This is a genomic window from Pseudodesulfovibrio tunisiensis (assembly GCF_022809775.1).
Lineage (GTDB): Bacteria > Desulfobacterota > Desulfovibrionia > Desulfovibrionales > Desulfovibrionaceae > Pseudodesulfovibrio > Pseudodesulfovibrio tunisiensis.
In genome coordinates this window covers 2,668,711-2,681,056 of the sequence record NZ_CP094380.1, presented here as the reverse complement: position 1 = coordinate 2,681,056, position 12,346 = coordinate 2,668,711, and the positions used below count along the sequence as shown (strand labels likewise).

Genomic DNA, 12,346 nt, shown 5'->3' with positions numbered 1-12,346 from the left:
GCCATGCGTGTCTGCCGCGCCATTGGCCCGTGCCTGCTCTGTCTGGGGCTGCTCCTCATGCTGGCGGGACAGGGACGCGCGGCAGACAGCCGTTTCCTGCATTCGCTCGTCGAGCTGGGCGACCGTTCGCTGGGCACTCCCGGGCTTGCCCGGGCCGCTGATCTGGTGGAAGCGGAATTTCGCCGCGTCGCGCCCGAGAACAGCCGGTTCGGACGGCAGGCCTTTCATGTGCCCGCGCTGGAGGAAGGCGGCGCGTGGTTGATTCCGGCGGAGTCAGGCAAGGTCATTACCCTGAAGCAGCTCCGGGTCAATGCGCTGAGTCCGGGCGCGATCGAACCGCCCGGACTGGACGGCCCCCTGATCTACGCGGGACAGGGACGGACCTCCGATTTCAACGGCATGGAGGTGCTGGGCGCAATCGTGCTGCTGGACATGGATTCCGGCAAGAATTGGAACAATGCGGCCCTGCTTGGCGCACGCTCCCTGATCTTCGTGGCCGGAGCCGAGGAATCCGGTCCGGTTCCCCGTGCCGTGTTCAATCCCAAGTTCGAACTTACTCCCGTGGATCTTCCCATGTTCTGGATGTCCCGGGCCGAGGCGCGCGAGGCATTCGGCACGGGTTTTTCCCTGCTCGGCCCCCATGAACTGGGCCGCGCCCGGATTTCTTCCCGGGCCGAGTGGAGCAATGTGGAGGCTCACAATGTCTGGTGCCTGATTCCGGGCACGGATCGGGAGCGGGAACTGCTTGTTCTGGAGGCCTTCTACGACACCGGCTCATGGGTGGCCGGAGATGCGCCCGGCGCGGACGAAGGGACATCCATTGCCGAACTCGTGGAGCTGGCTGCCATGCTGGGCAGACAGCGGCCGGAACGATCCGTGCTGCTGCTGGCCACGGCTGGTCGGGGATCGGCGCAGGTCGGCATGCGGGAATTCACGTGGGGGCTGGTAACCAAAGGCGCGGACCTGCGTGAACGCCGGGACGAGCTGGAAACCCGGGTGAACAATGCGACCCGGGTACTGGAACTGCTGAACTCCGGGAACCCGTTTTCCGATGCGGCCATGCAGGACCGGGACACCGAAGCCCTGCTCAAGACCGCATTTCGCACCGTGGTGCGCAATGCCGAGGACGACCTGACCAATGACCTGATGCGGTTGCGGCTCATGGCCAATCACATGGGCATGGTGCCGGGCGTGAACGGTCCCGGCATGATGCACAACGGAATGCCGATCCCGGGCATGGGCATGACCCGGACGGACATGCCCGGCATGGGCCGGGACGGAAGGATCAGACGGCTGGCTGCACGGCGACGGGCGCTCAAGAGCATGAATTGGGTGCAGTCCACAGGTCCGGGCATTGCTCTGGACAAGCGGGAACGCGCCCTGCTCCGGGATTTCTTCAGGGACGTGGCCCGGGATCAGACGGAGATTCTGGCCGATGCAACGGGGCAGCTTGCGGACATGGCCTCAGCCCTGGAACTGCGCGAGGCGCTGGACGGACGGTCCATCGTGGCACACGTGTCCCTGTATCTGTCCAGCCACGGCAGAGGCGTGGGCGGATTCGACAAGGGGTGGCTGTACGACCTGATGCCGGACGTGAACCGAACCGCGTTTCTTCGGCCCATGGACGCCGTGGTCAAGGACGTGGTGGCCGGCCTCGGGGACGAGGGGCGCGATCTGTTCCACGATACGCTGCGGCCGGGGCGCAGGGCGTGGCAGGGATTTCTGCCGGACAACCCGGAACTGGGCGCGGAACCCATGGCCCTTGCCGGTTTCCCGGCCATAACGCTGGCAACGGTCTTCGACGTTCGCCCGGCATGGGGCACGCCGCAGGATGTGCCCGAACGCGTGAATTTCGCCTACCTGAAACAGCAGTCCCGCCTCGTGTCCTCACTGGTTCGCGGGCTGGCGAACCGGCCCGTGGAGGATGCGGGCGAACGCGGGAAGAACCATTTTTCCACACTCACGGGCCGCGCCAACCTGCTGCGAAAAGGCGAAGTGTTCCCGGACAGGCCGGGCACGGACATGGTGGTGCTCGCTTTCCAGTGGACCACGCGGCTGTACGGCATGGTGGACACGGGCGGACATTTCCGCATTCCCGGACTGGCCGACCGCAAGGTGAGCTACCACAAGGCCGTGATCGAGGGCTTCCGGTTCGATCCGCTCACCGGGCTGGCCGCGTGGGCCATCGACAAGCCAAAGACCGGCAAGGACGCGTATCGGGTCAAGATCAAACGACGTGTGCAGGCCACGGACCTGATCCTGTTCGGCTGCGCCCAGACCACGGCCTTCAGCATGATCGAGCCACGCACCTTCCGCTATCTGTACCGCCCCATGCTCATCGATGCGCGCACCGAAGCCCCGCCCGTGAGCTACTGGTACAGCCGCATGGACACCCGGTCCTCCACCCTCGGCACGCTGTTCCTCGAACCGGACACGCCCGTGAAACTCACCCTGTCCGACACCGTGCTGGACAGGAAGGTGCTGTTGCTCAACGCCCGGCCCGACGATCCGCAGGGAAAGGGATATGTGGCCCGGAACTGGCCCGTGATTCCGCTTACGGAATACCGGGCGGCGCGCGACATGTGGAGCCTGCTGGAGCCGCGCATTTCCAGCCTGGAGGAACGGGGCATCATCAATGACCGCATCCGCGAACTGCGACGGCTGGGCCGGGATGATCTGGAACGGGCCGAGGCGTTTCGTTCGGCACGAATCTGGGACGAATTCCTGGAGGCGTCGCGAGCATCCCTTGCCAAGGCCAGCCGGGTCTACGGAGACGTGGACAAGACCCAGCGCGACGTGCTCATCGGCGTGCTGTTCTACGTGGCCCTGTTCGTGCCGTTCGCCTACTGCATGGAGCGGCTGTTCTTCTCCTTCGTGGACATAAAGAAGCGCATTGCCGCATTTCTGGGATTCCTCGGCCTGATCATCGGGGTGGTGTACATGGTGCATCCCGCGTTTCAGCTCACCTACAGCCCCATGGTCGTGATTCTGGCCTTCTTCATTCTGGCCCTGTCCCTGCTCGTGGCCATGATCATCTTTCTGCGTTTCGAGCGGGAAATGGTGGAACTGCAGAAGCGGTCGCGTCACGTCAAGCTGTCCGGGATCAGCCCGGCTGCCGCATTTGCTGCGGCGTTCCGGCTTGGCGTGGGCAATCTCAAGCGCAGGCCCGTGCGTACGTTTCTGACCTTTCTGACCCTGACCATCCTGACCTTCACCATCATGAATTTCACCACCGTGAAGTCAGTGCGTCAGAAGGGATGGGCCAACTTCAGCCCGCACGCCACGTACACCGGGCTGTTCATGAAGTATTTCAATTGGACAGACCTGCCCGAGGAAGCGTTGGAAGTGGTGGAAAACGCGTTTCGCGGCTCCGGGGTCGTGGCTCCGCGCACATGGTATGACGCCAGCGGAATCACCGGGGACAAGTCCCGCGCCCCGGACATTCCCGTGACGCGTGAAGGGAGGGAGGCTCTTGCGCGCGGACTGGTTGGCCTGTCCGCAGCAGAGCCCGAGGTCAGCGGCATGGATCGCATTCTGGTCAAAGGCCGCTGGTTCCGGCCCGGGGAGCGGCATGTGGTGCTGCTGCCCGAACGCATTGCCGAGGCCGTGAACGTCGACCCGGATGATCCGAGACGCAGCCGGGTGGACGTGTGGGGCGTGCCCCTGACCGTGGTGGGCGTGTTCAGCGATCAGGGATTGCGCGACAACCCGGATCTGGACGGCGAGCCCATCACGCCCATCGTGTTTCCGAACCTTGCGGCCTCGCGAATGAGCGAGGTCGAGGCCGAGGCGATCGAGGACGGCGAGGACGTGATGTCCAGCGAATCGCGGTACCAGCATATTCCGGGCTATGAAACCCTGATCATTCCGGCCCGGGACATGCTCAGGATTCCGGCCGGGCGGCTCAAGGGCATCGCGATCCGGGCCGGGGCCGAGGCTCGTGCCGTGAGCGGCGAACTGGGCGACAGGTTCGGCATGCTTCTGTTCCGGGGCGGCCCGTCCGGCACGTCCCTGTTCTATTCCGCGGACGCGGTCAGCTATTCCGGGGTCTCCAACATTTTGATTCCGCTGGCCATCTCCATTCTCATCGTGCTCAACACCATGATCGGGTCGGTGTACGAGCGCAAACCCGAAATCGCGGTCTACACATCCGTGGGGCTGGCTCCGCCGCACGTGGCGTTCCTGTTCATTGCCGAGGCCTTGGCCTTTGCCGTGATTTCCGTGGTCGCCGGATATCTGGTGGCGCAGGGCGCGGCGTTCTTTCTGGCCGGGACTCCGGTCTGGGCGGGCATGACCGCGAACTATTCATCCACCTCGGGCGTGGCCGCCATGGTGCTGGTCATGGGCGTGGTTCTGCTGTCCGCCGTGTATCCGGCGCGGGTTGCCGCGCGCATCGCCATCCCGGACGTGAACCGCTCCTGGGTCATGCCAAAGGCGCAGGGCAACACCCTGACCGTGGTGCTGCCCTTCCTGATCAAGCTCGGGGAACAGGCCAGCGCAGGCGGTTTTCTGGTCAACTACTATCAGGCGCACTACGACGTGTCCCACGGCGCATTCTGCACGGACGACATGCAATGCGGGTTCCTCGACATCAACGAGGACAATCTTGCGGACGTGACGCATCATCTGGAGGAACTGGCCCGGAACGACGTGTGCTTCTCCCTGAAGCTGCGCGTGTGGCTGGCTCCGTTCGACTTCGGGGTGCGGCAGCAGGTGCGGCTCATCTTCTGCCCGTCCGATCTGTATTCCGGATTCCGTCAGGTCAAGGTGGAGCTGACCCGCGAGGCCGGGGAGCACAAGGCGTGGGAAAACCTGAACCGGACCTTTCTCAACGATCTGCGCAAGCAACTGCTGGCATGGCGATCCCTTGACGACGAGGCCGTGAACTCGTTTGCCGATGATCTGGGCACCACGCTCGACCGGGAGCGCAAGGCCATGGAGGACGCGAAATGACCGGGCATATCCGTTTGCGCGCCGTGCTGGTCGGCCTGATTCTGGGCATCGGCCTGTGCGTGGCCGCGCCCTTCAACACCGCCATGCTCGGCAACACCCCGCTCGGGGGCGGGCATTTTCCGCTGGCCCCGTTCTTCATTGCGGCATGGCTGTTCGCACTCTGCTCGCTTCAAGCCCGCATCACGAACGGAAAGCCCGCGCTGTCCGGCGTGGAAATCGTGGTGATCTGGGTGCTCATGGTCCTGTTTTCGGCCATTGGCTGGGCCGGGCTGGCCGAAACCTTTTTCGTGAACATCACGGCCCCGGCCCGGTTCGCCAACGACGACTACCGCTGGACCGAAGTGCTCGGTCCGCTGTTGCCCAAGGCATGGCTCCCGTCCGACCCGAACGCGGTACAGACCCTGTACGACGGGCTGGACAATGGCCGCGCCATGTCCGTTTCCCAGATCGTTTCCCGCGTGCAATGGAGTGCATGGCTCGGGCCGCTCGGCGTCTGGTCCCTGTTCATTCTCGGTTCGTTCTTCGTCATGCTCTGCCTGATGCGGCTGTTCGGTCGCCAATGGGTGGTGAACGAGCGCGTGATGTTCCCGCTGGTGCGCGTTCCCCAGCTCATGGGCGAGGCGCTGGATTCCCGCACACTCGGCGCATGGTGGGCCAACCGCTACCTGCTGGCGGGCCTGCTCATGGCCGGGAGCCTGCACCTGCTCAACGGGCTGCACTGGTATTTCCCCAGCGTGCCCGAACTGCCCACGCTGGTGCTGGCGGGCAAGTACTTTCCGAAATTCGGTCTGTTCTCGGGCTTTCACAAGCTCAAGATATATCTTGTCCCTGCCTTCATCGGGTTCGCGTTCCTGACCACGCGCCAGATATCCTTTTCCATGTGGGTGTTCTACATTCTGGCCGGGCTGCTCTTCGGCCTGCTCTACGTGCTGGGCTGGCAGCTCCCCGAGGCTGCGCTCGGCGTGACCTTCGGCCCGGACCTGATCCGTCCGGAACGCGCCCAGACCATCGGGGCCTATCTGGTCTTCTTTCTCTTTCTGTGCTGGCTGGCCCGGCACCATCTTCGCCATGTCCTGTGCAGCGCGATCCGGCCGCTCTGCCCGGCACTGGAAGGCATGACCCCGGATGTGCCGCAGGAATGGCATCCGGCAATCTGGCCGCTGGTCGGCCTGCTGCTCGGACTGGCCTTTCTCGTGGGCTGGTGCCTGTATTTCGGCCTGCCCCTGCTCGCGGCGCTGGCCCTGCCCGGCGCGTTTCTCGTGGTCACGCTGGTGGCCTCGCGCGCCGTGTGTCAGGGCGGACTTCCCTATTTCACGCTGACCGCGGCCCCGGCCGATGCACTGGTGGGCTGCTTCGGCACAGGATTCTTCGGTGCGGCAGGCATTGCCGCCACGGCAGTCATGCAGAAAGTCCTGTTTCTGGACATGCGCGAGGCCGTGGCCCCGACATTGTTCCATGGCGCAAAGGGTGCGGAATCCGCGGACAACCGCAAGTATCTGCCCCTGATTCTGGGCGTCGCCCTTGTGCTGGCCGTGGCCTGCGCATTCGGCACCATGCTGTTCATCGGGTACAAGTACGGCCTGCGCGAACTGAATCTGGACTGGGCCACGCAAACCGTACTCGCCAACTACGAAAGTGCGCAGCAGCTCGTGGACGTGCCGTCCGGGCCGAACCGCTGGACCGTGATCTACACCCTTGCAGGAGCCGGGATCATGTTTTTCCTGATCCTCTGCTACTACCGACTCCCCTGGTGGCCCCTGCACCCGCTGGGATACGTGGTGGCCTATTCCTCGGGCATGCACATTCTCTGGTTCAGCTTCTTTCTCGGCTGGTTGTGCAATCATCTCTGCCTGCACTATGGCGGCACCAGTCTGTTCAACCGGGTCCGATTCCTGTTCATCGGCCTGATACTCGGCGATTTTCTGGCCGGCGGAGCCTATGCGCTCCTCGGTCTGTTCACCGGAACCGTATACAGCGTGTTCCCTTTGTGATCATTGAATGAATCGGGGGAAACCTTTTGAAAAAGGTTTTCCCCCGTACCCCTTCTTCCCAAAACGTTCTGGCTGCACGCCGCCACAAAGGGGAAAGGTCCACGAAAAAAAAACTGGCGGCGTGCGGAAGAGAAAAAAGTTAAATTTTTCAAGATTTTTTTCTCTTTCCCAAAACGCCGCATGAATTTTTTTGCGTTTGCATGGACTTTCAGCGGCGTTTTCGCCAAAAAGTTTCGGATTCTTGAACCCTTTTCAAAGGGTTCAAGCCGCCGGAGGCAGACAGGAACCGGAACCGTGTGCAACACGTTCCCCCTGTAATCATTGAATTAATCGGGGGAAACCTTTTGAAAAAAGGTTTTCCCCCGTACCCCCTTCCAAAACGTTCTGGCTGCACGCCGCCACAAAGGGAAAAGGGGCACGAAAAGAAAACTGGCGGCGTGCGGAAGAGAGAAAAAGGTTGAATTTTTCAAGAGTTTTTTCTCTTTCCCAAAACGCCGCATGAAATTTTTTGCGTTTGCACGGACTTTCAGCGGCGTTTTCGCCAAAAAGCTTTGAAGAGCCACGAGAAACTTTCTCGAAAGTTTCTCGTGCCGCCGGAGGCAACCTCACACGGAGGCATCGTGTACGACGACAAGGAACTGAGGGAATACCGGGATCTGCTCAAGCCGCCCGAGCAATTCGAGGAAGGCTTCGACTGGAAGACGGTCGTTGGCGCGATCTTCATCGGCTTCCTGATGATGCCGGGTTCCATGTACCTGCAACTGGTGATCGGTCAGGGCATCGGTCCGGCCGCGCGCTGGGTCACGATCATCCTGTTTGCGGAGATCGCGAAACGGTCGTACACGCACCTGAAACAGCAGGAAATATTCCTTCTCTACTACATGGCGGGCGCGGCTCTGGCCTCGCCGTTTCAGGGGCTGCTCTGGAACCAGTACCTTGTGCAGTCGGACGCGGCGCGCATGCTCGGCCTGACCGAATTCATTCCGCACTGGGTGGCCCCGTCGCTCGGGTCCGGCTCGTATCTGGAACGCACCTTCCTGCACCGGGACTGGCTGGTGCCGATACTGCTGCTGGTGGGCGCACAGCTCGTGCAGCGCATCGACCATTTCGGACTGGGCTACAGCCTGTACCGCATCACGTCGGACGTGGAAAAGCTGCCGTTTCCCATGGCTCCGGTGGGCGCGCTCGGCACCATGGCGCTGGCCGAGTCGACCGAGGACCGCAAGACCGGATGGAAATGGCGCGTGTTTTCCATCGGCGGGGTGATCGGACTGGCATTCGGATTCTTCTACGTACTGTTGCCCGCCCTGTCCGGGCTGCTGTTTCAGGAACCCATCCGCCTGATACCGATCCCGTGGATCGAACTGACCCGACACACCGAGGACATTCTTCCGGCAGTGGCAACCGGTCTGCAATTCGATCTGGGACTGGTGTTCGTGGGCATGGTCCTGCCGTTCTGGGCCGTGATCGGCGGTCTGCTCGGCCTGATCGTGACCTTCATTGCCAACCCGGTTCTGTACGAACACGGCATCCTGCACCGCTGGCATCCGGGCATGGAAACCGTGGAAACCGTGTTTGCCAACAACTTCGATTTCTACATGAGCTTCGGCATCGGGCTGGGGCTGGCCATCGGACTGGTGGGCATCTATTACGTGGCCAAGTCCTTTCACAAGGCTACGGGCGGGCTGGATTTCTCGGCCCTGTTCAATCCGCCGAAGGGGAGGGGCGACATCAATTTCTGGGTGTCCATCGCCATATACGTCGGCTCGACGCTCGCCTACATCGGGCTGTGCGTCTGGCTGGTGCCGTCATTTCCGTGGATATTCTTCGTGGCCTACGGCTTCATCTACACGCCCGTGGTGTCGTACATCACGGCACGCATGGAGGGCGTGGCCGGACAGTTCATCGCCCTGCCCATGGTCCGGGAATTCTCGTTCATCGCCGGGGCCAGGTTCTTCGGCTATCAGGGCATCGAAATATGGTACGCACCCATACCCATCCACAACTACGGCGAAGCCACGGTCCAGTTCCGCCAGATCGAACTGACCGGAACCAGCCTGCGCGGCATCATCAAGGCCGAACTCGTGGTGTTTCCCGTGGTCATGATCGCGTCCCTGCTGTTCTCGCAATTCCTGTGGCAGCTCGCGCCCATCCCGTCGCCGCAATATCCGTTCGCACAGGAACTCTGGCATCTTCAGGCCCTGAACACGCTGCTCATGCAGACCTCGACGCTGGAAGGCAATTCCCTGTTCTTCGAGGCCCTGTCCGGCCCGGTGGTCATGTCCGGCCTCGGCCTCGGACTGCTGCTCTACGGTGTGCTCAACGTACTCGGCCTGCCCGTGCTCCTTGTCTACGGCGTGGTGCGCGGCCTCGGCCAGTCCACACCACACGGCATGATCCTCGAAGTCATCGGCGCACTGCTCGGCCGCTTCTATTTCCTGAAGAAATACGGCAAGGAATGGCGACACTACGCCCCGGTCCTGCTCGCCGGTTTCTCCTGCGGCATGGGCCTGACCGGCATGTTCGCCATGGGTTGCACCCTGATCCTCAAGTCACTGGGAAGATTGGCGTACTAGGAAGAAGTGGGGCCTCCGGCGGCCCTCCCGGGGGGCCGGGCTCTGCCCGGACCCGCCAAGGAGCAAGGCCCCTTGGATCCCCATTCTGTCTTGAGAATTTGGAGAGGCCGGATACATGCCCTATCGGGACATGCATCCGGCCTCTCCAAATTCTCAAGACGGGATGACTTCAAAAGAAAAACTTCTTCTCTTCCTTTGCCTGTTTCCCCTGAATTCTGATTCCTCGATAGCGCAATCGCCTGCTTTTCCGCAGCTCCCTACGCCGCCAAACGAGCCGGACAAGTTTCCTCATCCCTTGCAGGCGGCGTAGAACCAGAAAGTTTCGGAGAGTCCAGAGAACCCTTTTCAAAGGGTTCTCTGGTCGCCGAAGGCATTCCCCTCCTTGTGTCCATACTCGGCAATGGTGTACATCCGGATATCGACGGATTTCCGGGGATGTGACCATTGCCCGCGCCGGGCGAACTCTGCGGGACATGATCGACGTGGCCGCGCCTCTGGACAAGAACACCTGGGTCGCCCTGCTCAGCGCCGCCGGATTCAGCGGTTCGGATATGTACCGCTGGCACGTGCTGTTCGAGCGCACTGCCCGAAGGCGAGATCGCGGGCATCGGGGCCAAGGCAAGGGCGCCTCACGAGATATGCAGCGTGAAACGCGCATCGGAGAATTTCATGGAGATGTTTTTCAGGATATACGAAGGGTTGGACCGCGAAGGGCCGGGCAGTTTTCAGTGTACGGCACAGGCCTTCGCCCTGTGCCGCGAGTCCATGCCGCCCCGGCCCCGAATTCTGGAACTGGGGTGCGGTTCGGGCGGGGCGACCATTGCCCTTGCGCAGGTATCGGGCGGTGATGTCACGGCAACGGACGTGTACAAGCCCTATCTGGATCGCGTGGTGCAGCACGCAGAACAGGCTGGAGTGGCCGACCGCGTGCGCGTGTTGAACCGGGACATGGCCAGGCTGGATTTCGAGCCCGAAAGCTTCGACCTGATCTGGTGCGAAGGCGCGGCCTACATCATGGGCGTGGACGCGGCCCTGAAATACTGGAAGGGGTTTCTCAAACCCGGCGGCTGCCTCGTGTTCAGCGATGCGGTCTGGTTCACGGACGACAGGCCCGGCGAACTGATCGGCTTCTGGAAGGAAGGGTATCCGGCCATGCGCACGGCCAAGGCAAACGAGGAGGCGGCCCGCGCCGCCGGATACACGGTGCTTGGCGGGTTTCGCATTCCGGATTTGTGCTGGGAGGAATATTATGCGGACGTGGAACAACGCATGAACAGGGTTGAACCCGAATATGGCGCGGACCCGGATGGCAGGGCCATCATCGACGCAACCCGCGTGGAAATCGCCCTGTATCGCAAGTACCCGGAGGCATGCGGGTATCAGGTTCATGTGCTGCGCAGGTAGATGATTTTCCGATTGAAAAAGACAGCGCGCAAAAAAAGGCCGAAACAGAATCTGCTTCGGCCTTTTTCTTTCAGTTGGAAATGCGAATGGCAACGCGCGGCTATGCTCCGTCCTTCACCTGTTTGAAGAAAGCCTGCAAAAAGGCTTGCGACGTGGGTTCGCCGTTCACGTCCACCTTGGAGAACAGAACCACAAGATTGCCGCGCGGAGTGGTGGTGCTGGAAAAATGCAGTTCGTGGCAATCGCCGTCCGGCGCGTCCAGAGTGTAGACCCATGCCTTGTCCCGGCGGCTCCAGAAGGTGGATACGCCGGCTTCATGGCTGCGCTTCTCGATGATTTCCACAAAGCCCTTCAGCGGCAGACGACCCGGAACGCCCAGGAATTCGCCCTTGTCGTTGTGGATGACCACGGGCGTTCCCAGAAACGCGTCCGAAGGGCGCTCCGGGCAGTCTTCGCCGTCCCGGCATTCGGCCTTTTCCGCCGAGTCGAAGGAATAGGATTTCACTTCCCCTTCCTTGCCGCGCACGGTCACGACCTTGCGCCTGGGCTGCCGGGCTGTCTCCGGTTCGGGCGGTTCGGATGCCGTTCCCTGGGGGGAGGTGGGCGCGGCAGCCGGAGCCTGTGCCAGAGAAACCAGAATTTCCGAAAAGTGCTCGCGGTTTGCGGTTTCTATTTCCATGAGCCGCTCAATGGCGGTCTCCAGCTTTTGCAGCCGTCTGTCGGCCTTGGCCTGAGCCGTGGCCAGCGAGGCCATGCCCTGCATCATCTGACCTGCGGTATGGAAGAACTTTTCCATGTATTCCGGGGAAAATACCCCGACCCCGCCAGCAGGGCGGGGCTGGGCGGGCCGACCGCCGTTTGCACCGCCGTATTCCTTGAAATGCTCCTTGAGCACCTTGTGGGTCTCGCCCACGGACATGCCCTTGTTGAAGCAGTCCCGAATCCTGAGGCAGACGTCGCCCGCCTCCCTTCTGAACCGGATGGGCTTGCCGCGCGTGGCCACGGGAATGAAGCCGGGGAACTTGCGGCGATAGCTCTTGATGGTGGTCTCGGAAACCTCGCACAACTCCGCGAGGCTCTTATGCGTAAAGGTGTCTGACATGACGCTCGCTCGATGGGAAATTGAAGGTTCCGGCAACAATGCTCGGTGCGATGGCAAACCGCCTGGCCCGGTACCGGAGCCGGGGATTCCAGATGCAGGACGCGGCCTGAGACTGCGTCCGCAACAGGGCGATCCGGTTGAACTTTCCGAGCCTCACCACCGCCCTGCCGGGTACGCGCGCTCCGATGATCCGGATCATTGCAGCCCTCCTGCATGATATCGTCACTTTTGATTCCGATGTAACCAATCGAAATATCTGGAAACGAAACTTATCGATACCTTATTGAGAAAAAGTCTGGAGGTCAAGAGGAGCACACGGA

The 12,346-nt window shown here is 61.9% G+C and carries 7 protein-coding genes; 4 read left to right on the top strand and 3 right to left on the bottom strand.

Annotated features, from left to right (window positions below):
• Positions 1–3 precede the first annotated feature (3 nt).
• Both MPN23_RS12880 and MPN23_RS12875 read left to right on the top strand, forming a co-directional pair.
• The gene (locus tag MPN23_RS12880) at positions 4–4,953 is read left to right on the top strand and encodes an FtsX-like permease family protein (protein ID WP_243544599.1); all 4,950 of its coding nucleotides are present in this window, start codon (positions 4–6) and stop codon (positions 4,951–4,953) included.
• Positions 4,950–6,944 carry a DUF6785 family protein gene (locus MPN23_RS12875; protein ID WP_243544598.1) on the top strand — a complete coding sequence of 665 codons (1,995 nt, stop codon included), beginning with the start codon at positions 4,950–4,952 and terminating at the stop codon, positions 6,942–6,944. Before MPN23_RS12880 ends, MPN23_RS12875 begins: the two co-directional genes overlap by 4 nt.
• Positions 6,945–7,262: 318 nt before the next feature.
• Here MPN23_RS12875 and MPN23_RS12870 read toward each other — a convergent pair whose 3' ends face one another.
• Positions 7,263–7,553, bottom strand: a complete 291-nt coding sequence (locus MPN23_RS12870; RefSeq protein WP_243544597.1) for a hypothetical protein — start codon at positions 7,551–7,553, stop codon at positions 7,263–7,265.
• Positions 7,554–7,564: 11 nt separating this feature from the next.
• Between MPN23_RS12870 and MPN23_RS12865 the strand changes: the two genes are divergently transcribed.
• Positions 7,565–9,520, top strand: coding sequence for an OPT/YSL family transporter (locus MPN23_RS12865; RefSeq protein WP_243544596.1), 1,956 nt, complete (start codon positions 7,565–7,567; stop codon positions 9,518–9,520).
• Positions 9,521–10,189: 669 nt separating this feature from the next.
• Positions 10,190–10,924: a class I SAM-dependent methyltransferase gene (locus MPN23_RS12860; protein ID WP_243544595.1), complete on the top strand. Its 735-nt coding sequence runs from the start codon at positions 10,190–10,192 to the stop codon at positions 10,922–10,924.
• A 100-nt stretch (positions 10,925–11,024) separates the two neighbouring features.
• On the opposite strand, the gene MPN23_RS12855 is transcribed toward MPN23_RS12860, so the two are convergent.
• Both MPN23_RS12855 and MPN23_RS12850 read right to left on the bottom strand, forming a co-directional pair.
• A complete protein-coding gene (locus MPN23_RS12855; RefSeq protein ID WP_243544594.1) occupies positions 11,025–12,026 on the bottom strand; it encodes a MerR family transcriptional regulator in 1,002 nt (333 codons plus the stop codon).
• Positions 12,004–12,225 carry a hypothetical protein gene (locus MPN23_RS12850; RefSeq protein ID WP_243544593.1) on the bottom strand — a complete coding sequence of 74 codons (222 nt, stop codon included), beginning with the start codon at positions 12,223–12,225 and terminating at the stop codon, positions 12,004–12,006. The genes MPN23_RS12855 and MPN23_RS12850 overlap by 23 nt, the downstream gene beginning before the upstream one ends.
• Positions 12,226–12,346 lie beyond the last annotated feature (121 nt).

Coding starts and splice junctions, on each gene's coding strand:
- MPN23_RS12880 (WP_243544599.1), top strand. CDS start 4: ATGCGTGTCTGCCGCGCCATTGGCCCGTGCCTGCTCTGTCTGGGGCTG.
- MPN23_RS12875 (WP_243544598.1), top strand. CDS start 4,950: ATGACCGGGCATATCCGTTTGCGCGCCGTGCTGGTCGGCCTGATTCTG.
- MPN23_RS12860 (WP_243544595.1), top strand. CDS start 10,190: ATGGAGATGTTTTTCAGGATATACGAAGGGTTGGACCGCGAAGGGCCG.
- MPN23_RS12855 (WP_243544594.1), bottom strand. CDS start 12,026: ATGTCAGACACCTTTACGCATAAGAGCCTCGCGGAGTTGTGCGAGGTT.
- MPN23_RS12850 (WP_243544593.1), bottom strand. CDS start 12,225: ATGATCCGGATCATCGGAGCGCGCGTACCCGGCAGGGCGGTGGTGAGG.